Genomic DNA, 24,987 nt, shown 5'->3' on the forward strand with positions numbered 1-24,987 from the left:
GGAGCGAATCCAGGCAGCATTGGCGCCGCCTGGCTTCGTTGCTTGCTGGCCGACGCTTACTGGCTAGGCGCCATCGCGTGCTCGCATGACACTTTCGGGTTCATGTCGGCGAAAGTGCCGGTCGGGTTGCCCTTCCAGGCCCAGACATGCAGTTCATGGAATTCACCCAGGCCGTAACGGTTGGGCGCGCTGTTGAAGTTGAACAACTGGCCGTCCAACGATGCCGGCCCCTTCGAGGTGATGTATTCGACAGCCACCAGTTGCAGCGTGCCGTCGGCCATCGGCTCGTACATCACGGCTTCGGGACGGGCGATGTCGATCTTGTCGTCCTTCAGATACTGGCCGTTGACATAGTGGATGCCCATGGCGCCGCCGGTGATGCCGCTGGCGCAGGGAATGGGCGCATAGCCCTCCGATGTAGCGGCCTTGACATCGAGAAACCGGCTGTTGGCGGCCCGCACCTTGTCGGCCAGCGGATTGGGGACGGACGCAAGCGCGGCCGCTTCCTGATGCGCCTGTGCGAAGCTGGTGCAGACAGCCAGCATGGCCCCGGCCATGACAAGCCTGTCGCAAAAATTTGGCCTGTCGCAAAAATTCGGCCTGTTGCGAAAGTTCGATATCATCTTCATTCCATTCTTCTTGAAAAAGCACAGCTGGCCGGCCGCCGAAAATACGGAGCCCCGGCAGGCAAGCGCTGTGACTGTTGTTGCTTGGAGATCCCGAAAACGATGCCAGGAATGGTCATCCCTTTGGCAGATACGGGATCGTTCCGGCCAGATCGGTGTTGTCGATCATCTGGAAACGGCTTTCGCTGCCGCTCTGACGGGCCGAAACGAAGGGCGCATAGGCCGGATCGTTGGTGAAGGCGCGGGCCGCCGCTTCCGACGGGAACGCCATCAGGGCGATCAGCGTGGTGTCGAGCGGCTTGCCTTCGAGCGTCTTCACATTGCCGCTGCGCGACAGATATCTGCCGCCATGCTTGTGGACGAGGTCGTGCACCGATGCGGCATAGGCCGGCACCCACTGCGGGTCGTTTATCTTGATGTCTGCGATAACGTAAGCGGTCATGATAGTCTCCTGATTGCGGCGCACAGGAGCATCCCGTGCAACCGGCCGAAGGGCTCGCATGGCAGGACCCTCGCCAACCAGTCCGCGATCTGTACTGGGGTAGTACAGTTTCCGTACTGGCCGCCTCAATCATGAAGGCCTAATGTTCGACCCAAGTTGGAGGGAGAGGCACAATCATGACCCAGCACGGATACAAACAGTTCTGCCCGCTATCGATGGCCGCCGAGGTGCTGTGCACCCGCTGGACGATGGTGCTGATGCGTGAACTGGTGGCGGGTTCGACCCGCTTCAATGACCTGCGCCGTGGCGTCCCCAAAATGTCGCCAAGCCTTCTGTCGCAACGGCTGAAGGAGCTTGAGATCGCCGGGATCGTCGAGCGCAAGGAGATCAAGGGCGAGAAGGGGATCTTCGACTATCGGTTGACGGAGGCCGGCCGGGACTTGCGCCCGGTCGTCGAGGCAATGGGCTTCTGGGGGCAGAAATGGGTCGAGTCCCGGCTGTCGCTCAAGAACCTCGATCCGTCGTTGCTGATGTGGGACATGCGGCGCAATTTGAACCCCTCGCCGCTGCCCGAGGGGCGCACGGTGATACAATTTCTGTATCAGGATCTACCGGCGTCCAAACGGTCGTGGTGGCTGATCGTCGAGAGGCATGGCGAGGTCGATCTGTGCTGGTACGATCCGGGCTTCGACGTCGACCTCTACGTCTCGACCGACCTGCACACCATGACGGCGATCTGGATGGGATTGCTGACCGTCGAGAAGGCCGGTGCGAAGGTCGCGCTGACTGGCGACCAGGCCATCGGCAAGAAGATGCAGACCTGGCTCGGGCTCAGCCCGTTCGCGGTGGAGCCCAAACGCGCGGCTTAGGAGAGCGGGGTGTTCTTTGCAGGAAACGGGTGGCGGGGCCGGCTTTTGGCGGCTTCAATGCGGCCATGTTCATCACCCTTGCCAAAAATCTGAAATCCGCGCCGCTGCCGGTCGCCGACGATCCGCGCTGGGCGCGCATTGTCGCCCGCGACAAATCGGCCGATGGCGAGTTCTGGTATTCGGTGGCGACGACCGGCGTCTATTGCCGTCCCTCCTGCCCCTCGCGGCGCGCCAACCCCAGGAATGTGCAAGTGCACGGCACACTGGATCAGGCCAGGGCAACCGGTTTTCGCCCGTGCCGGCGCTGCAATCCGGAAGGCCCATCGCTCGAGGCCGGCAACGCTGCGATGGTCGCCGTCGCCTGCCGCAGGATCGAGCAGAGCGAGGAAGAACCGTCGCTCGCTGAATTGGCGGACGCCGCCGGCCGCAGCGCCGGCTATTTCCACCGCATCTTCAAGGCCGTCACCGGGCTGACGCCGAAAGACTATGCCGCTGCACACCGCGCCGCCAGGGTCCGCCGTGGCCTGGAAGACGGCGCCAGCGTGACGACGGCGATTTACGATGCCGGCTTCAATTCGAGCGGACGTTTCTACGAGAAATCGACCGGCATGCTCGGCATGACGCCGACGCGCTATCGCGCCGGCGGCGCCCATGAGAAGATCCGCTTCGCCGTCGGCGAATCCTCGCTCGGCACCATCCTGGTCGCCTCGAGCCAGAAGGGCGTCGCCTCGATCCTGCTCGGCGACGATCCCGACGCGCTGGTGCGCGACCTGCAGGACCGTTTCCCCAGGGCGCGCCTGATCGGCGGCGACCGTGACTATGAGGCGCTGGTAGCCCGCGTCGTCGGTTTCGTGGAAGCACCATCGCTCGGCCTCGACCTGCCGCTCGACGTGCGCGGCACCGCCTTCCAGCAGCGCGTCTGGCAGGCTTTGCAGGACATTCCGGTCGGCCAGACTGTCTCCTACGCCGAGATTGCAGAGCGCATCGGCACGCCAAAGGCCACCCGCGCCATCGCCGTCGCCTGCGCCGCCAACAAACTTGCCATCGCCATCCCCTGCCATCGTGTTATCCGCAAGGATGGCGCCCTGTCCGGCTACGCCTGGGGCGCAGAGCGCAAGCGCGCGCTGCTCGATCGTGAGGCGCTGCGCGGTGGGGCGGCGAAGGATAATGCACGCCGGCCTTCGCGGGCCTGACGAGGACCGGCAATGCGCGCGATGGCAAGCTCTCCCGATGCGAACAGCCGGACCCAAGCTGCCGCCAGCCGCCGCATCCAAGAAGCGAAGTCACGGGTGATGGCCGTCATCGGCACGCTTGTCGATGACGGCAGAGCCGAGTGGAGCCGCACCGCGACCGGCGAGATCGAGCTGCGGCTGTGGACCGGAGAGGTGTTCGTGCTTGGCGAGATATTCGTCACGCGCGTCGAATGAGCACCATCAGCGCTCTACGGCGCCCCCCTCTGTCCTGCCGGACATCTCCCCCTCAAGTGGGGAGATTGGCTGTCATCGCGGCCTTCGCCAATCTCCAATGTTGCAAGAATGAGCGAGGCGCTGAAGCTGCCAATCTCCCCACTTGAGGGGGAGATGTCCGGCAGGACAGAGGGGGGCGCCGTAGAGCACCTACCTTGGAGATTCGAATTTGAAAGCAAGCACCGGAGTGAGTGCGAGAAGCCGTCTCTGTAGGGTTCAGGCAAAGGAGTAAAGGCAATGAACCTCATGCAAACTCAAATCGCCGCACCGGCAACCATCCATGCCACCCTCGACACCATCGTCTACGCCATCGGGCAATCCGCGATCGGCAACATCCTGGCGGCGCGCAGCGATATCGGTATCTGCGCCATCCTGTTCGGCTCGGATTCCGACGCACTGGGGCAGGACCTTGGCCATCGCTTCCCCGGCAAGATGCTGGTCGAAGACAAGGCCGCCTTGCGCGACGATCTCGCGGCAATCGCGCGCTTCGTCGAAACGCCGGCCGCCGGCCTCGACATGCCGTTCGACATGCGCCACGGCACGCCATTCCAGCAACGGGTCTGGGCCGCGTTGCGCGCTATCCCGTGCGGCGCTACCATCACCTACACAGCGCTGGCCCGGCGGCTCGGCCAACCGAGCGGCGCCCGTGCCGTGGCAACGGCCTGCGCGGGCAACGCCATCGCGCTCGGCATTCCCTGCCACCGCGTCGTCCACACCGACGGCACGCTGTCCGGCTACCGCTGGGGCGTCGAGCGCAAGCGCACTCTGCTCGACAAGGAGGCTGCGATATGAACGCCCACGCCAAGGTCGCCCCATGCGTGGTCGAAGCCGCCGAGACACGCATCGCCGGTTACGACTGGCCGGCGCTTGCCGCCGAACTCGACGGCTTCGGCTGTGCGGTGATCGAGAAATTGCTCTCGCCGCAGGAGTGCCGGCAGATCGCCGGCCTCTATTCGGATGAGCAGCATTTCCGCAGCCATATCCATATGGCCAGGCACGGCTTCGGCAAGGGCGAGTACCGCTATTTCCGCTATCCCATGCCGGACTTGCTCGGCGCCCTGCGCAGCGCGCTCTATCCCAGGCTGGCCGAGGTCGCCAACCGCTGGAACGAGCGCATGGGGCAAGCCATGCGCTACCCCGCGACGCATGCCGCGTTTCTCGAACAATGCCATGCCGCAGGCCAGACGCGGCCGACGCCGCTTCTGCTGCAATATGTGCCTGGCGACTTCAACTGCCTGCACCAGGACCTCTACGGCGACCTCGCCTTCCCGCTGCAGGTGGCTATCCTGCTGTCCGAACCGGGCCAGGATTTCACCGGCGGAGAGTTCGCGCTGACCGAGCAGCGGCCGCGCATGCAGAGCCGGGTCGAGGTTGTGCCGCTGCGCCAGGGCGACGCCGTTGTCTTCGCCGTCCACAACCGGCCGGTGCAGGGAACCAAGGGCAATTACCGCGTCAATCTGCGCCACGGCGTCAGCCGCCTGCGCTCAGGCATGCGCCACACGGTCGGCATTATTTTTCATGATGCGAAGTGAGCGTCATGGAGGAGGGGCGCTTCATTCCGCGTCCTCGGAGACCATATCCAGGATCCACGGACATGCATAATAGTCGGCGATGCGGTCGATCAGACCGTCGGCGGCATGGATCCGCACCAGATACGCCGGCCGCCAGACCTCGCCATGCAGCCTGTCGACGACCAGCACGATCTTCCCTTCGATCACGCCCGGCCGCATGCGCCAAGGCAGCTCGCTGCGCTCATATTCGATGAAGTAGGGCGAGCCTGACAGCAGGCCGTTGTAGCAATCCGAGACCCGCAGCCGCGCATCGGCACTGGTCAGCGCCCGCACCCCGTCCCAGTCTCGCCTGTTGAACAATTCGACATAGCGGCCGAGCAGCCGCGCCAGTTCGGGGTCGTGTGCGGGTGCTGCGCCCGGTTGCGCCGGCAAGGCGGCGAGCTTGGCACGGCCACGATTGAGCGCCGCCTTGACGCCACCGGACGTCGAGCCGACCAGGTCGGCGATTTCCTCAAGCGAATGGTCGAAGACATCCTTGAGCAGCACGCAGGCGCGCTCCTTCGGCGGCAGGTGCATGACCAGCCGCTCGATGGCACGGCCGGCGCCGGGACCGGCGGGCTCGACAGGCAGCACGATGTCGTCGCCGGCATAGCCAGCCTCGGCTCGCTGCCGCGCGCGGCGGCTTCTGATGAAGTCAATGCAGCGGTTGTGGGCGATGCGGAACAGCCAGGGCCGCAGCGCCTGCGCATCGTCGAGCCGTTCGATCTTGCGATAGGCCTCGAACAGCGCCTCTTGCATGATGTCCTCGCCATCGAGGGCCGAACCGGTCATGCGCGCGCAGTAGCGGTGCAACCTGACGCGCAGATGCGAGACGGTCGCCAGGAACGCCGCGTAGCGCAGGTCGTACAGGCCTTCGGGGTCGAGACTCGGTTGCATCCCTTGCGACGTCTGACGGGATTTGCGGATCTGCTGGTTCATCGCGGCATCACCACACCTTTGCGCAAGCGCCACGCTTCCACAAGTGAGAGTTCGACACGATCAGCTGGCGCATGGTCAGGCCGCCCTGTCGCCAGCAGCCTTGCTGGCATCGGGCAAGCCCAGTCTCGGCCGCACCCAGGCGGCCAGGCGGCCGATCGCGTCATCTGCTTCCGGCGCCCGGCCGGCCATCATCTGGAAGGAGTGCAGCATGCCGTCAAAGACATCGAGCCGCGTCTCGACCCCGGCCAGCCTGGCGCGCTCGGCGAACATGCGGCTTTCGTCGACCAGCGTCTCGTCCGCACCGGCCTGCAGGAACACAGGCGGAAAACCGGTGAGGTCGGCATAGAGAGCGCTGACCTCCGGATCGAGCCGGTCGCGGTCACCGATGAAGTTGGTCACCAGCCAGTCGACGGCGGCCTTGGCGAAGGCCGGGTCCTTGTCGCGGTTGGTCTCGTAGCTGGCGGCGGTCAGCGCCATGTCGAACCAGCCGGAGATGATCAGCGCGGCGACGGGCAGCGGCCGCCCTTGCGCACGCAGCCGCTGCAGGACGCCATAGGTCAGGATCGCGCCGCAGGAATCGCCGGCAAGCACGATGTGGCCGGCATCGAAGCCCCGATCGGCGAGCCAGTTCCAGACCTTCATCGCCGCATCGAGCTGGGCCGGATACTTGGCCCGGTGCGCCAGCGGATAGTCGTAGAGCGGATAGTCGTAGAGCAGCGCCCGGCAGCCGACGGCCTTGGCCAGATGCCCGACCAGCTTGCGGTGCGTATAGATCGAGCCGCCGATGAAGCCGCCGCCATGCGCATAGAGCAGCACACGCCCCTCGTCGGCGCCCTTCGGCACCGTCCACATCGCCGGCACGCCGCCGGCATCGACCTCGATATAGTCGACGCCGCCCGGTTCGCCGGTCAGTGCTGTCCAATGCGTGTCGTTGTGGTCGATGATCGCTTGCGGGCTGGTCAGCTTGCCCGCATTGGCGGCGATCGTCGCGTAGTGGTTCCTGTTCGCCTCGCTCTGTATGCTCGCCATGCTGGTCTCCCGGGTTACGGATCGCGGGCTGCGCGACCTTCAAGGACAGAGACGAACGGGCGGACAAAAAGGATACGTCAGGTCCCGGATCTTCTCTCTCCCTCACCCCACCGATCCGTAACGGTTGACCACCATGCCGCAGCTATAGGCCTTCGAGCCGAGCAGCCGCAGGTTTTGGAAACCGCCCTGGTCGAAGATCCGGCGTCCTGCCCCCAACACCGCCGGATTGATGAACAGCTGGAACTCGTCGACCAGCCTGGCCGCGATCAGCGCCGACGCAAAGCCAGCACCGCCGAACACGGCCATATCGCCGCCCTCGCCCCCCTTCAGCGCATCGACTTCGCGCGGCAGGTCGCCGCTGGCCACCCTCGTGCGCTCCCAAGCCGGCTCCCGGGCCGATTGCTTGAGCTTGTCGCTCAGCACCACCTTCCGGGCGTCGACGACGCGCTGCGCGAACGCATAGAAGGGATCGCGCGGAAATTTCTTCGCCGCATTACCCCAATGGGCAAGATAGCCCTCCTGCGCCATCTTGCGGCTGAGCAGGATGGTGTCGATGCCGGCGAAGACGGCGTTGAAGTCCTGCTTCAGCTCGTCGTCCCAGGCGCTCTCGTCACCCCATTCCCAGAGCTGCCAGGCATGATCCTCATTGGCGCCGACAAAGCCATCGACCGACATCTGCATTTGAAGGATCAGCTTTTTCATCGTTACTCTCCTTCGGTTTGTGCCGGCTTAAAGCGTGCGCCCAGTGAGCCGTCGCGACCAGCGTTATATGGTTTACATTTGGAACCATTGACATAGGACGAAAACGGTATCAATAGTAAATTGCTTTAAAAATGGAACCATAGATGTCGACGCGGAAAAGATCCGGCTGCCCGATCAACTTGTCGCTCGAATTGCTCGGCGACCGCTGGACTCTGCTCATCATCCGCGACTTGGTCTTCGCCGGGAAAAGGCATTTTCGTGAATTCCTGCAGTCCGACGAGGGCATCTCGTCGCGCACGCTGGCCGAGCGGCTGCAGACCCTTCAGGACGAAGGCATCCTCACCCGCAGCGAGGACCCGACGCATGGGCTGAAGACAGTCTATCGGCTGACCGAGGCCGGCATCGACCTGCTGCCCGTGCTGGCCACGCTTGGCGCCTGGGGAAGCAAGCACCGCAAGGCCGACGACAAGCTCGCACGGGTCGCCGACGAGCTGGCGGCGGGCGGCGAGCCCGCTCTGGAGGCCATGAAGGCGGCGCTGCTGGCGGAGCATATCGTCTAGGCGGTCGCAGTTCCGGACCTGAGAAAAGCAGCACTGCTGCGGATGGGCTCCAAGAAACCACCTCTTGCTTGACAACCACCCCCTTTTGTTCTCTATTTGTTCACATCCATCAGCAACTGCGGATGTGCCTTCGGGATGGAAACCACAGCCACCATCCTGCATGCCGATCTCGACGCCTTCTACGCCTCGGTCGAGCAGTTGCTCGACCCGTCGCTACGCGGCAAGCCGATCGCGGTGGGCGGCGGCGTGGTGCTCGCCGCCTCCTACGAGGCGCGCGCCTTCGGCGTGCGCGGCGGCATGCCGGGGCGCAAGGCGCGCGAGCTCTGCCCGCAGTTGATCTTCGTCGGCGGCAATTTCAGCCACTACCAGCGGCTGGGCGATGCGGCGATCAAAGTGCTCGACGATTTCACGCCGCTGGTCGAGCGCATCTCCATCGACGAGGCCTTTGCCGATGTCGCCGGCTGTACGCATTTGTTCGGGCAGCCTGAAGAGATCGCCACGACCATCCGCCGTCGCGTGCGGACCGAACTCGGCCTGCCGATCTCGATCGGCGTCGCCCGCACCAAGCACCTGGCCAAGATCGCCTCGCAGGTCGCCAAGCCCGACGGGCTGGTGGTGGTCGAGCCCGGCACCGAGATCGCCTTCCTGCACGATCTGCCGGTCGGGCTGATGTGGGGCGTCGGCCCGGCGACTAGGGCGCGGCTGGCCGAAATCGGCGTCGAGACAATCGGAGAGCTGGCCAGGACCCACAGCGGCGCGCTGACGCGGCTGCTCGGTCCCGCCGCCGGCGAAAAGCTCGCCGCCCTGTCGTGGAACCGCGACCCGCGCAAACTGGAGACGAAGCGCCGTGCGCATTCGGCCGGCGCGCAATCGGCGCTTGGCCAAAAACCTGCCATGGAGCGGGTCATCGTGCCCACGCTGCTGCATCTGGCCGACCGTGTCGCCAGCCGGTTGCGCGCCAAGGCTAGGCCCGGCCGTACGGTGACCGTGCGCGTGCGCTTTGCCGATCTGAGCGCCGTCACGCGCTCGATCACGCTTGACCAGCCGATCTCAGCGACAACCATGCTGGCCGAGATCGCCGGCGATCTGGTGCGCGGCGTGCTCGCCGACCACCCGCACGAGAAGCTGATCTCCCTGCTGGCGATCTCGGTCTCGCATCTCGAGGAAAGCTTCGAGCTGCAGCTCGAACTGCCGCTCGGCCTCGTCGACGACAAGCGCCGCCCGGGCTCGAGGAAAGGTCTGGCACGCTTCGACGCCGACCGCGCCATCGACAAGATCCGCGAACGCTTCGGCAAACAGGCGGTCGGCTACGGCACGGTGGCGCTGGAAGCGGCGCGCTCGGTTCCCGACGAATTCAGGGAACTGGCGGAGAAGCAATTGTGAGCGGAAGACAGCGAGGCGCTATTGCGTCTCTTCGCCGTCCCAGTAACGCCTCACCGCGGCCATGTCGAAAATGCCGTCGCGCCGGCGCAAAGCGTCGACAGCCATCTTGTTGGAATCGGGATAGACGCAGACTTCATTGGGATTTCTTTCGCCGATCATCAAATAACGGCACGGTCCCGTGCCGCTGTTGAGGAAGGAATGCCCGACCGCCAGGCCGGCGGGAAAGCAGACATAGTCGCCGGCTTTCATCTCGTGGCGCTCCTCGCCAAGCAGCAGCGTCACCTGCCCTTCCAGGATCAGCGCGTGCTCCTCTTCCAGCATGTGGTAGTGCCGGGGCGCCAGGCGCATGCCGGGCGCCGGCGCCTCGATCAGCATGCCGACATGATAGTCGGACCGCCCCAAGGCGGCATAGGTCAGATGCCTGGACCGGCCGCCGAACCGCGGGCCTTCGCCTTCGACCTTCCATTCGACAGAATCGCTGGCGATCGGCGGGATCGGCGCGGCCGGGGGTCTGGTGACACCGGTCGTACCATCCGACGGCGACGGATCGCCGGCGGCAAGGCCGGTATCCTCGCCATCCCAGTAGCTTCGGGTTGCCGCGAGATCGAATATCGGGCGGTTGCCCAGCGCGCGCACCAGAACCTTGTTGGAGGCGGTGTAGACGACGACGTCGTTCGGGTTGCGCTCGCCGACGATGACATAGCGGCACGGCGCGTCGCTGGTGTTGATGAGGCAATGCCCCGCCGCCGCACCCGCCGGAAAGCAGATATAATCGCCGGCCTTCATGGCATAGGCGGCGTCGCCGACATAAGTGGTGAGCGTTCCTTCGAGGATGAAGACATGCTCTTCCTCGAGAATGTGGTAATGCTTCGGCGAGCTCTGCTTGCCCGCCGGCAACTCTTCGATCGCCACGCCGACATGGTGATTTTCGCCCAGCGCGGCCAGCGACAAATGCCGGTAGCGCACGCTGAAGCGTGGCACGGCGGACCATTCCGTCCATGGCACCGCATCCGATGCGAATGGCACGGGCGGTTTCGCTTCGTCTGCCATCAGGCCTCCTGCTTCTGCCGCCTAATCTCGTCGCGACGGAACAAAGCTGCCAGCTTCCGGCATCGTCGCCAAGCGGTGTTCGCGACGCTCCTGACAGAGCCGGACAGGAGCCGCTGCCTCAGCCTCGGATGGCCTTGCCGGCTTGCTGCAGCAGCTCGAAAGCGGCGAAGCGCTTGGCATGCCAGCCGGCCAGCGTAGCGTCGGGATGATAGACCTCGCCGAGTTCCGACATGCCGGCCATGGCCGCCGCGACATCCTTGTAGGTTCCCGCGGCGACAGCGCCCAGCATCGCCGAGCCGAGCAGCACCGGCTCCGGCGAGGTCGACGCGACCACCACCATGCCAGTCGTGTCGGCCAGCAGCTGGCGCACCAGCGGGCTTTGGCCAGCGCCGCCGCTGACGACGATGGTGTCCACCGGTATGCCCTTCTCATGCTCGGCCCGCACGATCTGGCGCGCGCCGTAGCCCAACCCGCAGACGCCGGCGACATAGAGCCCGACCAGGCTGTCGAGACTGGTGTCGAGATCGAGCCCGGCAAGCAGCGCACGCGCGTCCGGATCGGCGAAGGGCGCGCGGTTGCCGAGGAATTCCGGCACGACATGGATGCCGCCGACCAGGGCCGGCGTCGCCGCGGCTCCCTTACGGCTTTGCGCCTGCAGCGATAGCCAGGCGCTGAGGCTGAGGCCGTCGGCCTGCGCCCTCGCCGTGGCTTCGCCGCTTGCCGGGTGCATGCGCACCAGATGGTCGATGGCCGCACCCGCCGCCGATTGGCCGCCCTCGTTCAGCCACAGGCCCGGCACCATGGCCGAGAAATACGGACCCCAGACGCCGTCGACGAAGGCCGGTTCGGCGGTCGACGACATGGTGCAGGCCGAGGTGCCGAAGACATAGGCCATGCGCGACAGAACGCTGCCGAACGCGCCGCGCGCGCCGACCGTGCCGACGCCGCCGGCATGCGCGTCGATCAGGCCTGCCGCCACCGCGGTACCGCCGATAAGCCCAAGGTCCGCTGCTGCCTGCGCGGTCAGTCCACCACCGAGTGCGGCACCTGCCGGTACGATCTCGGTGCCGATGCGGGCGAACCCCTCATCGGCAAGCGCGCCCAGGCCGATCTTGCGGAAATAGGCCTCGTCCCAGCGGCTCTCATGCGCCAGATACGTCCATTTGCAGGTCACCGTGCAGACCGAGCGCGCAAGGCTGCCGGTCGCACGCCAGGTAAGGAAGTCGGCGAGGTCCAGGAACTGCCAGGCGGCATTGAAGGTGGCGGGCAGGTTTTCGGCCAGCCACAGGAGTTTCGGCGTTTCCATCTCCGGCGAGATGACGCCGCCGACATAATTCAGCACCGCTTCGCCGCTGCGGTTGATGCGGCGCGTCTGCTCGACCGCACGATGATCCATCCAGACGATGATGTTGCGTTCGGCATTGCCGGACGGGCCAACCGGCAACGGCACGCCGCCCTCGCCCAGCACCACCAGCGAACAGGTGGCATCGAAGCCGATGCCGTCGATCGCCTCGGGCGCTACACCCGATTGCGCGACGGCCGCGCGGACGACGATGCACACCGCCCGCCAGATGTCATCGCTCGACTGCTCGACAATATCGCCGGCCTCGCGCCAGACCTCGATATCCTGCTTGGCCGAGGCAAGCAGGTTTCCCGTGTGGTCGAACACCCCGGCCCGCGCGCTGCCGGTGCCGACGTCGATGCCGAGATAGTGGGACATGGGGGAGAAACCTTTGGTTTAGCGAACGGCGAATAGCGAATAGCGAATAGCGAATAGGTAAGTCGTTGGATTCTTCCCTATTCGCTACTCCCTATTCGCTACTCACTTAGAGATCATTGCTCTGCGGCAAAATCACCAGATCCCGGATCGTCACGTTTCTTGGCCGGGTCAGCATGAACATGACGGCCTCGGCCACTTCGCGCGGCTGCATCAGGCCGCCGGCGGCGAGCTCTTCCTCGAGCTTGGCCTTCGGCCAGTCGTCTACCAGTGCCGTCACCACTGGGCCCGGCGCCACCGCACCGATGCGTAGCCCGTGCTTGGCGACCTGCCGGCGCACCGTGTGGACGAAGGCCTGCACGGCATGCTTGGAGGCCGTGTAGATCGGCTCCCAGACCACAGGGACCAGCCCGGCGATCGAACTGGTGACGATGATGTCGCCGGTCTTGCGTTCGATCATGTGCGGCAGCACCGCCTGTATCGAACGGAAGCAGGCATTGATGTTGAGGTTGAGCATGCGATCCCAGACGTCGGGATCTCCGGTCGCCACCTCGCCGCCGACATAGGCGCCGGCATTGGCATGGAAGATGTCGAGCTGGCCGGCCTTCTCCAGGATCCGCGGCATCATGGTGGCGACACTCGCCGGCTGCACCAGGTCGATCACCAGCGGGATCGCCTTGGGGCCAAGCTCGGCGCACAGTTTGTTCAGCGTCGCCTCGGCGCGGTCTACCAGCACGACGGTGGCGCCGGCCGCCAGCATATGCCTGGCGCATTCGAGACCGATGCCTGATGCCGCGCCGGTGACGGCGGCAACTTTTCCGGACAGTTCTTCGCTCATGTCTTGCTTCCTGTTGATGGGTTCAGGCCCGGCCATGCGAGACACGCGAGCGGCGTGCCAGCGAGTCGACGATGACTGCGATGGCAAGCACGGCGCCGGTGATCATGTACCGAAGCGACGAGGACAGATCGAGCAGCGTCAGGCCGCTGGCGATCGACTGGATGACGATGATGCCGAGCAGTGCCGAATAGGCGCTGCCGCGGCCGCCGAACAGGCTGGTGCCGCCGATGACGGCGGCCGCGATGGCGTTGAGGTTGACGTCGCCGGTGCCTGCCTGCTGGCTGGCCGAGGCAAGGCGGGCCGCCGACAGCACGCCGCCGAAAGCCGCAAGCATCGAGCACAGCACGAAGGCGCTCGAATAGATCAGCCGCACATTGATGCCGGCGCGCCGTGCCGCCTCGCGGTTGCCGCCGACCGCCGACATCGAACGGCCCCATTTGGTCCGCGTCAGCGCGTAATGCATTGATATGACAAGGCCGACGAACAGACCGAACATCCACGGAATGCCGCGCGCCTGGTTGAGATAGAAGACGATGAGTTCGAGAATGACCGTGATGACGACCGCACGCGTGATGAGACCGCTCGTCGAACGTGCCGACAGGTTGGCGGCGCGGCGGCGCGCAACCGTGCGCAGGCCGGTGATCAGCATGACGATGCCGGGAACGGCCGCCAGCCCGAACGACAAGAATTTAGGCATCACCAGCAGCTGGCCGAAATTCACCAGGTTCGAGCCGTAAGGCAGGTTGATCGAACCGGTCGAGCCGAGGATGTAGAGCTGCAGTCCAAGCACCGCCAGCAGGCCGGCCAATGTCGAGACGAAGCTCGGCATGCCGAGCCGGTTGAACAGCAGCGCATAGAGCGCGCCGATGAAGCCGCCGACGGCGATAGCGGCGAGAATGGCGAGCGCCACCGGCCAGCCCTGGTTGACCCACAGCGTGCCGACCATCGCCGAGGCAAAGCCGCTGATCGAACCGACCGACAGGTCGATCTCGCCAACCATCAAAACGCAGACGATGCCGAGCGAGATGACGCCGACTGTCGAGCAATCGAACAGCAGGTTGACCAAATTGCTGCTCGACAGGAAGATAGGGTTGATGCTGGCGAACACCGTCCAGATGATGACCAGCCCGACGATGACCGGCAACGAGCCGAGATCGCCGGAGCGGACCCGGTCGAAGAACCTGCGGATGGCGCCGCTTAAGCCGGCCTCGTGCTTGACGCGCACGTCGGCGCGGTCGAGCTGCGGTGCGACTGGGGCAGCTTGTTGCACGTCGCGGTTCATGGGCGTGGCTCCTGGGTCTGGTCCTGCCGGGGAGTTTGCTGGGACTGTCTGCGCTCGGCGCGTCGCGACACCGAATTGTTCGACGCGCCGGTGATGGCGCTGACCAGTTCCTGGTTCGAGGCATCGGGGGAGAAGATGCCGTTGTTGCGACCGAGCCGCAGCACGACGATGCGGTCGGCGACAGCGCGCACGTCTTCCATATTGTGGCTGATGATGACGACGCCGAGGCCGCGGTCGCGCACCCGCTCGATCAGATTGAGCACTTCCGCCGTCTGCGCCACACCGAGCGCCGCCGTCGGCTCGTCAAGCAGGATAAGCTTGGGTTCGAGCAGCAGCGAGCGGGCGATCGCCACCGTCTGGCGCTGGCCGCCCGACAGTGAGGCAACGACTTCGCGGACACTGGGGATGCGCGCCGACAGCTCGTTGAGCAGCGTCCAGGCGCGGACTTCCATCGCCACCTCGTCCAGCCGCAGCGGGCTGAGTTCGCGGCCGAGGAAGATGTTGGCGACGATGTCGAGGTTCTCGCATAGCGCCAGATCCTGGAACACGGTGGCGATGCCGAGCGTCAGCGCCGCACTCGGGTCGGCCAGCGTCACCTGCTTGCCGCGATAGCTGATCGTGCCCGAGCTCGGCTGATGCACGCCGGCAAGAATCTTGACCAACGTCGACTTACCGGCGCCATTGTCGCCGACCAGGGCCACCACCTCGCCGGCATGGACATCGAGATCGATGTCGGTGAGCGCCGAGACGGCGCCGAAATGCTTCGAAATGCCGCGCAGGCTGAGCACCAGCTCGCCTGTCGGAACCGGTCCGTTCGGGGTGTCAATCATGCCAGAGACCTTTCAAAGACCGGTTCAAGGATCGAGCGCTGTCTGGCCACCGCCAGGGTGGCCAGACAGCGGAGCGGGCAAGGGTCGCGGTCAGTCCCCGATGCCCAGCTTCTTGCAGCCTTCCGCGTAACGATCGACGCAGAGTTCGGCCGCGGTGTTGATCTTCTTGTCGATGATCTCGGCTTTCAGGTTTTCCTGCGTCACCACCGCCGGCGTGAACAGCTGCGAGGGCGTGTCGTACAGCGTCATCTCGGCCTTCGGCTTCTCGCCCGAAAGCAGCTTGATGGCGACGTTGGCGGCAGCCGCCGCCACGATCTCGCTCGGCTTGGAGATGGTGTTGTACTGGTCGCCGGCGATGATCAGCTGCAGTGCCGCGATCGTCGCGTCATTGCCGGTAACCGGCGGCACCGGATCGACGCCGGCGGCCTTGAAGGCCGCGATGGCGCCGCCACCGGTGCCGTCATTGGCCGCGACCACGCCGAGGATCTTCGGGCCGAAGCGGGTGATCTGGCCGCCGGCCCATTGCTGCGCCTTCGGCGGAGCCCATTCCGGCGTGTCGTATTCGGCCAGGATTTGGTAGCCGCTGTTGTCGAGACCTTCGTGGATGCCCTTCTTGATCAGGCCGGCCGCCGCGTCGGTCGGCGAGCCGTTGATCTGCAGTACGCCGCCGGTCGCCGGATCGACCTTGAGCGCCTTCAGGTGCTCGACCAGCGAGTCGGCGATGGCCTTGCCGATGCCTTCATTGTTGAACGAGACATAGAAGTCGGCCGGTGCTGTCGGGATCGGCCGGTCATAGGCGATGACCTTGATGCCCTGGCTCTGCGCCAGCTTGACCAGCGAGGCTGCGGCGGTCGAGTCGACCGGGTCGAGCACGATCGCCTTGGCGCCTTGCGAGATCACCGAGTTGAACTGCTGCTGCTGGCGCGAGGCGTCGGCATCGGCGTTCTGGTAGAGCACTTTGCAGCCAGGGCACAGCTTCTTCATCTCGGCGGCGAAGCCAGGATAATCATGCTGCTCGTAGCGGGTCGAGGCCTGGTCGGGCATCAGGAAGGCCACGGTGGCGTCGGTGACCGGCTCGGCAAAGGCAGCCGTGCCACCGAGGAGAGAGAGTGCGAGCGCTGCCGCACCGGTCGATTTCCAAGCAAATCTGGTCATTCGAATGTCTCCGTTTCAAAAATGGTTTCACGAAACCTGATCGCCACATGGCGCCAAGCTTGACTTCAAGTCCGACTGTTGCGAGGAGTGCGACCCGCGCCCCTCTGGCGGATCTGCTCGATCCCCAGCCAGCCGTTAACGCATCCTCCTGGGCATGATCGAAGACGATCAGCCACAGTTGCTGGATTTCAGGACAAGCGATCTCCAGCACGGGACGCCTCGAGCGCATCCCGCGTCATTCCTTCCCTAAGTCTCGGCTCCTCCCGGTTCCTCCCTGTTAGGCGGCAATCTCCGCATTGATGTTTTCCGCCAGCAATACCCGGAAACGCGAAGGCGACATGCCCTTCTGCGCCAGGAACCGGCGGTTGAAGTTCGAGATATTGTTGTAGCCAGCGGCGTAGCAGATCTCGGTGATCGACATCTGGCCCTCGCTCATCAACAGCTGGCAGGCGAGGTTGATGCGCAGCCGGTTGACATATTCCACCAGCGCCATGCCGGTGTGGCGACGGAAGCTGCGCGAAAATGCGCTGGGGCTACGCCCGGCGATTTCGGCAAGGTCGCCTTCGCTGAACGGCTCGGTCAAATGACCATTGATGTAGGCCAGCGCCTTGTTGATGCCTGCCGACATGAAACCTGACGGATCGGGAAGATAACCGGCGCTGGTCAGGGTGCGCACATCGCTGGCACGGCTCAGGATATCGAGCACGCCCATGAACAGCGAGAGGCGGCGCACGCCCTGCGCCTCGACCAGTTCGGCAAGCAGCGGCGCGGCAAGCTCGGCCGTCGCCGGCGAGAACAGCGCGCCGCGACGGCTGATTTCCAGGATACCGGCGCAGGCGGCAAGTTCGGGAAGGGCCGCCGTCGATTCGGCGATGAATGCTTCCGAGAACTGGACGACACGTCCGCGCAGCGGCACAGTTTCGCCCGGCGGTACGTCGCTAACCCAGTTGTGCGGCAGATTGGGGCCGGTGAGCACTAGATTGCCCGGCTCGAACTCGCCGATAAAGTCGCCGACGAAGTAGCGGCCGGTGGTGGCGACAACCAGGTGGATCTCGTATTCAGGATGGAAGTGCCAACGCACGGTGCGGAAGGGATAGCCGTGAGCCCACGCCTTGAACGACTCACCGCGTCTGATCTGGACGACTTCCAAGTCCGGATTCATGCCCGTTCCTCCCGGCACCGGTCCAGTCATGCGACCAGTTACAGCGCCCTCTCCGCAGGCCGCGTATGCCGCTCTCTGCAGTGATCAAAGCTTAGGCGGCAATCCCTGCCGCCGCCACCACGGTCTGTCCATCTGACCGATACTTTTTTGACGTTTTTGTGGTCAAAGAGAACGGCTGTCGGGAAAGATGGCTCCGGCTGCAAAGCGCCAAGGAACCCGGAGCCCATGGTTGGGCGGTTTCTTCGAACCATTGGCAACGCCCGAGCGGCCATGCGTCGTCGTCAGCTCACCTCGTGCTGCGCACCATTCGCTACCGCTGCCGGCGGCGACGCCATATCCGGCACAAGTATGTCGTTGCGGCGCGCGAAGGTGACCAGGGTGGCCCGCACCGTCTCCGCATCGATCTCACCGGCGATGCCGGCCCTGCAAGCGTTGAGCGCGACGGCATGGGCGCCATTGCGGCTGGCGGCCGGCCAATCCTGCAGCAGGGCATAGGCTTCCATCACGCTGTCGATCTTCCTCGGAAAACCCATTCCGACCAGAAGGGTGACCGGTTCCTTGAACTGCCCATGATTCATGGCTCGTGCCTCCTCTCGATTGTGCAGGACCTGCGGCGGACCGAAGACCGAAGAGCGCTGCCCGCCGGGGCTAGGGTGGGTGGGGCTGGACGTCTTGTATCGAGGATTGAATAGCCGTTTCGGTGCCGCCGATCGCGCCCGGATCGCCGCCCAGTTCGGTCCTGGCAAGCTCGATCCGGTCAGTTCGAGCTTGGCCGGCCCGACACTGGCCGCGCCGAGCGACGGAACGCATCGGCCCGGCGCCGGCAGCGCCCTGTGCGCCTTCACCAGCGCCTCCAGCCAAGCGACGACGGCAAGCGGAGACGGATTGCGGCCATCAAGCCAGGATGCGACCTCGCTTTGCGGACGGCCAAGTTCGGCCGCCAGGTCGCCCGCCTCCCATCTCAGTATTTTCAGGCATTCACGCAACCGGCCCGCAATCACATCTCCACCTCCACAACAGCAAATGTTTTCCGTCGCATGCAACAGGACGAAGATCGCTAAACAGCGCTCGCCAGTTCAGCCGCCGGCGGACGCCTTGGCAGCGGCCGACACCTGCTGCGCGGCAAGGAACATCAGCGTCGACGCCGCGGTACGCCGGTTCCAGCCGGCGGCTTCGGCCATGTCGAGCAGCCCCGCCAGCAGCGGCTGCAGTGCGCTCCTGCATTCAGTCTCGTAGGCCAGGAATTCCTTTGCCTGATGCGTCGGCGCCGGTACGGCTCCGAGGCCAGCCATTGCATCCATGTATACCTCCACTTTTTTCCGACTGATGCCCGCTCCCCGTGGGGAGCGGGCGGATTGGCCGCGACCTCAGAAGTCCATACCGGCGCCGGCCGGCATGGCCGGGGTGGCGGCTTCCTTCTTCGGCTTCTCGGCTACCATCGCTTCGGTCGTGACGAGCAGGCCGGCGACTGATGCCGCGTCCTGAAGAGCTGCGCGTACCACTTTCGCCGGGTCGATCACGCCCTGGCTGTAGAGATCGCCGAATTCGTTGGTCTGGGCGTTCCAACCCCAGCCGAACTCGTTCCTCTCGCGCAGCTTGCCGACGATGATCGACCCCTCCGCGCCTGCATTCTCGGCGATCTGGCGGACCGGCGTTTCTATGGCGCGGCGAACGATCTCGACCCCGGTTCGCTGATCCGCATTGTCGGTCTGCACGGCATCGAGCGCCTTGGCGGCCCTCAGCAACGCGACGCCGCCGCCGGGCAGCACGCCCTCCTCCACCGCAGCGCGGGTCGCGTGCAGCGCGTCGTCGACGCGATCTTTGCGCTCCCTGACCTCGACCTCGGTCGAGCCGCCGACCCGGATCACCGCGACGCCGCCGGCGAGCTTGGCCAGCCGCTCCTGCAGCTTCTCGCGGTCGTAGTCGGAGGTGGTCTCCTCGATCTGAGCCTTGATCTGGGCAATGCGGCCCTGGATCTCTTCCTTGCGCCCGACACCATCGACAATGGTGGTGTTCTCCTTCTCGATCACCACCTTCTTGGCGCGACCAAGCATCTGCAGCGTGACATTCTCCAGCTTGATGCCGAGATCCTCGCTGATCGCGGTGCCGCCGGTGAGAATGGCGATGTCTTCCAGCATGGCCTTGCGGCGGTCGCCGAAGCCTGGCGCCTTGACGGCCGCGACCTTCAGGCCGCCGCGCAGCTTGTTGACGACCAGCGTCGCCAGCGCCTCGCCCTCGACGTCCTCGGCGATGATCAGCAGCGGCTTGGAAGACTGCACCGCGGCTTCGAGCACGGGCAGCATCGCCTGCAGGTTGGAGAGCTTCTTCTCGTGGATCAGCACATAGGGCTCCTCGAGCTCCACGCGCATCTTGTCCTGGTTGGTGATGAAATAGGGCGAGAGATAGCCGCGGTCGAACTGCATGCCTTCGACAACTTCGAGTTCAGTCTCGGCGGTCTTGGCTTCCTCGACCGTGATCACCCCTTCATTGCCGACCTTTTCCATCGCCTGGGCGAGGAAGCGGCCGATCTCGGCATCGCCATTGGCCGAGATGGTGCCGACCTGCGCGATTTCGTCGTTCCTGGTCACGTTGCGGGCATTGGCCTTCAGCTCGGCGACGATCGCGTCGACCGCCTTGTCGATGCCGCGCTTCAAATCCATCGGGTTCATGCCGGCGGCAACGGCCTTCGCGCCTTCCTGGACGATGGCCTGCGCCAGAACGGTCGCCGTCGTGGTGCCGTCGCCGGCAATGTCGCTGGTCTTGGAGGCCACCTCACGCACCATCTGCGCGCCCATGTTCTCGAACTTGTCCTCAAGCTCGATCTCCTTGGCGACAGTGACGCCGTCCTTGGTGATGCGCGGCGCGCCGAATGACTTGTCGATGACGACGTTGCGCCCCTTGGGGCCGAGTGTCACCTTCACCGCGTTGGCGAGGATGTCGACGCCGCGCAGCATCTTCTCGCGCGCTTCGGTATGGAATTTCACCTCTTTGGCAGCCATTGGATCACTCCTTCATCTAGGCAGCATTCGTTGACTGGTTGGATCTGGAAGGAGCCGTCATGCAGCCTTCTTCACTTGCTCGGCCTGCTCGATCACGCCCATCACGTCGCTTTCCTTCATGATGAGCAAATCCTGGCCGTCGAGCCGGATCTCGGTGCCCGACCATTTGCCGAACAGGATGCGGTCGCCGACCTTGACGTCGAGTTCGGTCAGCTTGCCGCTGTCGTCGCGCGCGCCGGGACCCGTGGCGAGCACCTCGCCTTCCTGCGGCTTTTCCTTTGCCGTGTCGGGAATGATGATGCCGCCCGCCGTCTTTTCCTCGGCTTCGACGCGGCGGACCAGGATACGGTCATGCAATGGACGGAACGCCATTTCGTTCTCCTTTTGGACAAACAAATTTCTACGGCTCCTCCGCGCCGGACCGACCATATCGGACCGGCACGGGGACGCTGCGACCCTTTGCAGCATCGCGCGCGCATATCGAGCTAGTTTGCCGGTTTGCGGTTTCAAGAGCCCGGCCAAAAAAATTTGGCACTCGGGCACTGCGAGTGCCAAAAGCCTGTTAACGCAGGCTTATTCCGCGAGGACGCCCTTATTCCGCGAGGACGGGCCGCCGCTTGAATCTTCCGCCACCACCCAACAAATTATCTCCCCGCCGGCGCCATCGCGGGCGCCGGAACCGCTTACCCTCCTAAGGAGTTGTTCGCAGACGGAGCATATCGATGGAACGACAGGCTTATTCACCGATCACTTCCACCCCGGCCGCCGAAACATCCGACTACGCGCTTGACCGCCTGCTCCAGCCGGCCAGCCACTTCAACCATCCCGAAGAGGTGCTGAGCGACGACACGCTCGACCTGTGGGAAAAGCGTGCCATCCTGTCTTCCTGGGCGTCGGATGCCTGCGCCGTCTATTCCATGCCGGCACTGCGCCAACCGCCGGGCGCCAGCCAACCAGTGTCGTTCGACCAGATCATGGACGCGCTGTTCAAGCTCGACGGCGACGCCTCGGCGCCACCTCATGAGCCCGGCGAGTTCCCTCATCTCTTCGACAGGCTGGGCGCCTGATATCCGACAGAAAGGAGAAACGAATGGTCGCAAGCGTCAGCAAGGAATTCCGCCTCCAGATGGAAGGCTATGGCCTGACCACGGCAGAGATTCACTATCGCCTGCCCGACCATCCGAGCTTGCTTCAGCTCTATGTCTGGCAGGACTACGACCTTGCCCCCGACTTTCCCGAACTCCACGGGTTTTTATCCTACTGGGAGCGCGAACTCGAGGGCCCGCTGCATTCGGTTCGGGTGGCCCACCACCGGCTGATCCGGCCTTCGGAATGGCGGGCCATCGACGGCATCATCGCCATCCAGTAAGCGATTCGCACGGCTCGAGCGCCGCGCTCACGGGAGCCGATAAACGACCCCAGCATCGCCGCGCGAGCGTCCCGGCCTGAGGCTTCGCTCTATGCTCAGATCACTTGGACTATCGACAGTCCAATGACTGAGCATGGCGGTGGCCGAAGAATCGGCTTCAAAGGTTCTTCGCCTTCATGACTTAAGCAACTATATTAGTTGCTGGTGAATTATATTTCACAAACGATTTTGGCGCCAGGATAACTATTTTTGCCGGACTCCACTTCAACCATTGTTTAACTGCCGTGCTTCATTCTGTGTATTGCACCCCAAGGCATGTGAAATTCAAGGATCGCTCGATGCAGATCACCTCGGACCTAACCTTCACGATACAGAAGCTGATGTCGGCCAGAAGCGGTTTTGCCGGCGCCGGCCAGCCGACCTTCGTCAAAGCGGGCACAGCGCTGCGGACCGAGGCCCCGGTCATTCGTCCGGGCGCGACCGGCAACGAGGACGGCATCGAATACGATCCGTTCAGCGGCTTCGGCCAGACCTCCAAGACCGATGTGCCGGCGACTTCGTCCATCGGCGCGGCTTCTACGACTACGGCGGACGACCCCTACATGCTGGCCGGCAAGGCCAATTATGGCGAACTCTATGCCGAGTATACGCGCTTCATCATCTCGATGGTCGAGGCGGACCGCCGGCACGAAGACTCCACCGTTGCGCGCTATTTCATCCCTGCCGGCGAGACGCGGGAAACGGTGATGGCAATGGACGAGCATGACTATATTTGGGCTGTCGAGGACGAGATGGGGGCTGCCGCCGACCGCAGCCCGCAGGCGCAGGCGAACAAGGCGATCAGCAACCAAAGCCTTAACTACGCCGACGCAGGCAGGATGACTTCCGATTCATTGTTCAGCCTGGAGAAGGCATTGCCGGCTCTGAACGCGGCGTTGGCGCGCATCAGTCCCGAGGTCGTTGAGACGCTTCTGCAAAGTATCGGCGACGACCCGAAGCTCCAACGTCTCGCGCAACAGATGACCAAGAACGATATACTCTCTGTCAAGATCGACCTACGCTACGTCGACAGGATCATCAAAGGTATCGAGAGTGGCTTCAACAAGATTGATGGCGATATTCTGGTGAAGAATGACCAAGGCCAGTATCAGCTTGGTGATTTCTCGATCTCGTTCAAGGGCGAGGTGATGCTGACCTCCAAGGACACATTCAAAGCGTTCACGGGCTGAGTCTCGTCGCGGCGCCCGTCGCCTCGGCGTGAAATCTCCATGGGCCTTGGCCGCAAGTCGAAATAGTCGGTTTCGGTTGAGCGATGGGGCGGGAGCCAAATCTCACCGCCGATTGACACCCAAACATCATTGAGCAGACCCAAAATACTTGGTCCGCAGATCATCGATCTCGCCCGCATCATGAGCGCCAAGCACTTCTATCGTCAGGGGGCGGGTCAGGAGGCTCTGTCGCGGAAGCGCGAAGCCGTACTTGTCAGGTTCGAACAGCGGCCCGACCACCTTCACCGGTAGATCGGGATGGGTGTAGGCGTGGTATTCGAGAACGGGGGCATCGGCGATGATTGCAGCGACGTTGCCATTCACAAGACCTTCGACGGCGCGATCGAGCCCAGCGTAGGTGAGAGTTTGCAGCCCCTGTTGCCGGGCAAAATCCTCCTCGACGGTGCCCGTCAGCACACCGACCGGCCTGTCGGTCAGATCGGCGAGGCCATTGATCTTGTTTGTGAGGGAAAGGGTGGTCATCACGCTCGTCACCGACGAGGTGACATAGGCAAGGACAGCGATACCACAGACCAGCCATAGCCCCTGCCAGATACGGCCGACCCAGCCGAACAGGTTCTTTCGCGAAGGCGACTTGCCGGATGTCGCGACCGACATCACTGAATAGAAGCTCTCGGCAAAGCCGTCGCGCCATCGCTTGGGGAAAGCCTCGTCGAACCGGCGATCGAAGAAGGTGAGCAGGACCGTGGCAGCGACAATGATCAGGGCTATCCAGGCATAAGCTTTTAGGAAGCCGGCGTCGCCAAGACCCGCGATCAGGTTGCCGAAGCCCTTTCCCTGATCCGTGCTGATCATGATCCGCATGCCGCCGTCGAACCAGGGCTGGGTGAAGTCGAGCAGTTCGGCCCGGGATTGATTGATCGTCAAATTTGTGACCGCTACGTCGACTTTGCCGGAAGCGGTCGCCAGAACCAGATCGCGAATGGTGTCGAACTGGACGTAGCGATACTGGCGGCCGAGTTTAGCCGCGAGGCCCTCCCAAAGATCGACCGCCATGCCGGTGAACTGCCCCTTGTCTTTCATGACGAAGGGAGGGTTGACAAAGAGGCCGACGTTCAAGGGCTCGGAAGGCTGTTGCGCCTCGGCTGCAACTTGCGGCCACAACAACGTCAGGAGCAGAATGAAGGAGCCGGCTAGCCTGCACCAGGTCCGCATGGCGATCCTTTCCTTGTTGGCATCTCAACCCGGTCGAGGAAGGCAAGGGAATTTCGCCAGAAACCGGAAAGCCTGGCGCGTCCATGGAAGAGCGGCGACCGGCCCTCGCGCGGTGTTGCCGGGCACGTGCAGAACGGTCCGATCGGCTGTTTTGCGGCATGCGGCAGCTCGGAAAACAACCTTTCGTGCCGGCGGCTTTTCTTTCGGATGCATGCAACGGCCTGGCCAGTAACGAAAACAGGCTTTACAACACATCAGGCCATTCCCTATCCAAAAAGAAGTCATTAAGTAATACGCCATTTTCATTTTGGTATGGATTTTAAACAACAATGCGATATATTTGCGAAGCGATATGGATTACAGAAATAAGTTATATTCATATGTTGCCATGATTTTTTGATAACGTCATTTCAGTATCTGCTAAGACATCATCACGAATTCCAGACTATTTTCCATATTATTAAGCATTTGCAAAATTCAACCCGCGCTATGGCGCTTTTTTCTTGCCACAGGCCGACTTCGGATGCAGCTTTTTTGGCAACAGCATCCGGTGATTGCTGCATGCTTGGGCGGAC

At 63.8% G+C, this 24,987-nt stretch carries 27 protein-coding genes; 10 read left to right on the plus strand and 17 right to left on the minus strand.

Going from position 1 to position 24,987, the window contains the following annotated elements; genetic code table 11:
• Nucleotides 1-56: 56 nt before the first annotated feature.
• Together X744_RS148690 and X744_RS148685 are read right to left on the minus strand one after the other, a co-directional pair.
• The gene (locus X744_RS148690) at nucleotides 57-557 is read right to left on the minus strand and encodes a hypothetical protein (protein ID WP_023761069.1); all 501 of its coding nucleotides are present in this window, start codon (nucleotides 555-557) and stop codon (nucleotides 57-59) included.
• A 184-nt stretch (nucleotides 558-741) separates the two neighbouring features.
• A complete protein-coding gene (locus tag X744_RS148685; RefSeq protein WP_023761070.1) occupies nucleotides 742-1,068 on the minus strand; it encodes a DUF1330 domain-containing protein in 327 nt (108 codons plus the stop codon).
• Between the two features lie 176 nt (nucleotides 1,069-1,244).
• On the opposite strand from X744_RS148685, the gene X744_RS148680 reads away from it, so the two are divergent.
• The 5 genes from X744_RS148680 to X744_RS148660 all read left to right on the plus strand — a co-directional run bounded on the left by X744_RS148680 (nucleotide 1,245) and on the right by X744_RS148660 (nucleotide 4,935).
• A complete protein-coding gene (locus X744_RS148680; protein ID WP_023761071.1) occupies nucleotides 1,245-1,937 on the plus strand; it encodes a helix-turn-helix domain-containing protein in 693 nt (230 codons plus the stop codon).
• A 65-nt stretch (nucleotides 1,938-2,002) separates the two neighbouring features.
• Nucleotides 2,003-3,130 carry a bifunctional DNA-binding transcriptional regulator/O6-methylguanine-DNA methyltransferase Ada gene (ada, locus tag X744_RS148675; RefSeq protein ID WP_023761072.1) on the plus strand — a complete coding sequence of 376 codons (1,128 nt, stop codon included), beginning with the start codon at nucleotides 2,003-2,005 and terminating at the stop codon, nucleotides 3,128-3,130.
• Between the two features lie 99 nt (nucleotides 3,131-3,229).
• Nucleotides 3,230-3,364, plus strand: a complete 135-nt coding sequence (locus X744_RS1000000176045; protein WP_280948959.1) for a hypothetical protein — start codon at nucleotides 3,230-3,232, stop codon at nucleotides 3,362-3,364.
• Between the two features lie 276 nt (nucleotides 3,365-3,640).
• Nucleotides 3,641-4,195 carry a methylated-DNA--[protein]-cysteine S-methyltransferase gene (locus X744_RS148665; protein WP_023761075.1) on the plus strand — a complete coding sequence of 185 codons (555 nt, stop codon included), beginning with the start codon at nucleotides 3,641-3,643 and terminating at the stop codon, nucleotides 4,193-4,195.
• Nucleotides 4,192-4,935: a 2OG-Fe(II) oxygenase gene (locus X744_RS148660; RefSeq protein WP_023761076.1), complete on the plus strand. Its 744-nt coding sequence runs from the start codon at nucleotides 4,192-4,194 to the stop codon at nucleotides 4,933-4,935. The genes X744_RS148665 and X744_RS148660 overlap by 4 nt, the downstream gene beginning before the upstream one ends.
• A 21-nt stretch (nucleotides 4,936-4,956) precedes the next feature.
• On the opposite strand, the gene X744_RS148655 is transcribed toward X744_RS148660, so the two are convergent.
• From X744_RS148655 to X744_RS148645, 3 genes are all read right to left on the minus strand, one after another.
• Nucleotides 4,957-5,892, minus strand: coding sequence for a sigma-70 family RNA polymerase sigma factor (locus X744_RS148655; RefSeq protein WP_023761077.1), 936 nt, complete (start codon nucleotides 5,890-5,892; stop codon nucleotides 4,957-4,959).
• Between the two features lie 75 nt (nucleotides 5,893-5,967).
• Nucleotides 5,968-6,921: an alpha/beta hydrolase gene (locus X744_RS148650; RefSeq protein ID WP_023761078.1), complete on the minus strand. Its 954-nt coding sequence runs from the start codon at nucleotides 6,919-6,921 to the stop codon at nucleotides 5,968-5,970.
• 102 nt (nucleotides 6,922-7,023) lie between these two features.
• Nucleotides 7,024-7,623: a dihydrofolate reductase family protein gene (locus tag X744_RS148645; protein ID WP_023761079.1), complete on the minus strand. Its 600-nt coding sequence runs from the start codon at nucleotides 7,621-7,623 to the stop codon at nucleotides 7,024-7,026.
• Nucleotides 7,624-7,766: 143 nt separating this feature from the next.
• Between X744_RS148645 and X744_RS148640 the strand changes: the two genes are divergently transcribed.
• Nucleotides 7,767-8,183: a helix-turn-helix domain-containing protein gene (locus X744_RS148640; protein WP_023761080.1), complete on the plus strand. Its 417-nt coding sequence runs from the start codon at nucleotides 7,767-7,769 to the stop codon at nucleotides 8,181-8,183.
• 135 nt (nucleotides 8,184-8,318) lie between these two features.
• A complete protein-coding gene (gene dinB, locus X744_RS148635) occupies nucleotides 8,319-9,566 on the plus strand; it encodes a DNA polymerase IV (protein ID WP_023761081.1) in 1,248 nt (415 codons plus the stop codon).
• 18 nt (nucleotides 9,567-9,584) lie between these two features.
• Here the strand turns inward: dinB and X744_RS1000000171085 are convergent, their stop codons facing one another.
• From X744_RS1000000171085 to X744_RS148585, 11 genes are all read right to left on the minus strand, one after another.
• Nucleotides 9,585-10,616: a cupin domain-containing protein gene (locus X744_RS1000000171085; protein ID WP_050589572.1), complete on the minus strand. Its 1,032-nt coding sequence runs from the start codon at nucleotides 10,614-10,616 to the stop codon at nucleotides 9,585-9,587.
• Between the two features lie 118 nt (nucleotides 10,617-10,734).
• Nucleotides 10,735-12,336: an FGGY-family carbohydrate kinase gene (locus tag X744_RS148630; RefSeq protein WP_023761082.1), complete on the minus strand. Its 1,602-nt coding sequence runs from the start codon at nucleotides 12,334-12,336 to the stop codon at nucleotides 10,735-10,737.
• 106 nt (nucleotides 12,337-12,442) lie between these two features.
• Nucleotides 12,443-13,171, minus strand: coding sequence for an SDR family oxidoreductase (locus X744_RS148625; RefSeq protein WP_023761083.1), 729 nt, complete (start codon nucleotides 13,169-13,171; stop codon nucleotides 12,443-12,445).
• Nucleotides 13,172-13,193: 22 nt separating this feature from the next.
• Nucleotides 13,194-14,453 (minus strand): ABC transporter permease, encoded by a 1,260-nt coding sequence (locus X744_RS148620; protein WP_023761084.1) that lies wholly within the window; start codon nucleotides 14,451-14,453, stop codon nucleotides 13,194-13,196.
• Complete coding sequence (locus X744_RS148615) at nucleotides 14,450-15,283, minus strand: ATP-binding cassette domain-containing protein (RefSeq protein ID WP_023761085.1); 834 nt, start codon at nucleotides 15,281-15,283, stop codon at nucleotides 14,450-14,452. Before X744_RS148615 ends, X744_RS148620 begins: the two co-directional genes overlap by 4 nt.
• Before the next feature lie 90 nt (nucleotides 15,284-15,373).
• The gene (locus X744_RS148610) at nucleotides 15,374-16,438 is read right to left on the minus strand and encodes a sugar ABC transporter substrate-binding protein (RefSeq protein WP_023761086.1); all 1,065 of its coding nucleotides are present in this window, start codon (nucleotides 16,436-16,438) and stop codon (nucleotides 15,374-15,376) included.
• 277 nt (nucleotides 16,439-16,715) lie between these two features.
• On the minus strand, nucleotides 16,716-17,600 hold the full coding sequence (locus X744_RS148605) for an AraC family transcriptional regulator (RefSeq protein WP_023761087.1): 885 nt from the start codon (nucleotides 17,598-17,600) through the stop codon (nucleotides 16,716-16,718).
• A gap of 281 nt (nucleotides 17,601-17,881) precedes the next feature.
• Entirely contained in the window at nucleotides 17,882-18,601 is a 720-nt protein-coding gene (locus X744_RS1000000176290) for a DUF982 domain-containing protein (RefSeq protein WP_348626174.1), read from the minus strand.
• Nucleotides 18,602-18,676: 75 nt separating this feature from the next.
• A complete protein-coding gene (locus X744_RS148595) occupies nucleotides 18,677-18,901 on the minus strand; it encodes a hypothetical protein (RefSeq protein WP_023761089.1) in 225 nt (74 codons plus the stop codon).
• Between the two features lie 66 nt (nucleotides 18,902-18,967).
• Entirely contained in the window at nucleotides 18,968-20,599 is a 1,632-nt protein-coding gene (gene groL, locus X744_RS148590) for a chaperonin GroEL (protein ID WP_023761090.1), read from the minus strand.
• Between the two features lie 57 nt (nucleotides 20,600-20,656).
• Complete coding sequence (locus X744_RS148585; RefSeq protein ID WP_023761091.1) at nucleotides 20,657-20,971, minus strand: co-chaperone GroES; 315 nt, start codon at nucleotides 20,969-20,971, stop codon at nucleotides 20,657-20,659.
• Nucleotides 20,972-21,321: 350 nt separating this feature from the next.
• On the opposite strand from X744_RS148585, the gene X744_RS148580 reads away from it, so the two are divergent.
• The 3 genes from X744_RS148580 to X744_RS148570 all read left to right on the plus strand — a co-directional run bounded on the left by X744_RS148580 (nucleotide 21,322) and on the right by X744_RS148570 (nucleotide 23,197).
• Nucleotides 21,322-21,666 carry a hypothetical protein gene (locus X744_RS148580; protein WP_023761092.1) on the plus strand — a complete coding sequence of 115 codons (345 nt, stop codon included), beginning with the start codon at nucleotides 21,322-21,324 and terminating at the stop codon, nucleotides 21,664-21,666.
• 23 nt (nucleotides 21,667-21,689) lie between these two features.
• On the plus strand, nucleotides 21,690-21,968 hold the full coding sequence (locus X744_RS148575) for an usg protein (protein WP_023761093.1): 279 nt from the start codon (nucleotides 21,690-21,692) through the stop codon (nucleotides 21,966-21,968).
• Between the two features lie 338 nt (nucleotides 21,969-22,306).
• Entirely contained in the window at nucleotides 22,307-23,197 is an 891-nt protein-coding gene (locus tag X744_RS148570) for a hypothetical protein (protein WP_031260715.1), read from the plus strand.
• Nucleotides 23,198-23,323: 126 nt separating this feature from the next.
• Here X744_RS148570 and X744_RS148565 read toward each other — a convergent pair whose 3' ends face one another.
• Entirely contained in the window at nucleotides 23,324-24,412 is a 1,089-nt protein-coding gene (locus X744_RS148565; RefSeq protein ID WP_084025565.1) for a transporter substrate-binding domain-containing protein, read from the minus strand.
• Nucleotides 24,413-24,987 lie beyond the last annotated feature (575 nt).

The organism is Mesorhizobium sp. LNHC252B00 (assembly GCF_000502955.1).
Taxonomy (GTDB): Bacteria; Pseudomonadota; Alphaproteobacteria; order Rhizobiales; family Rhizobiaceae; genus Mesorhizobium.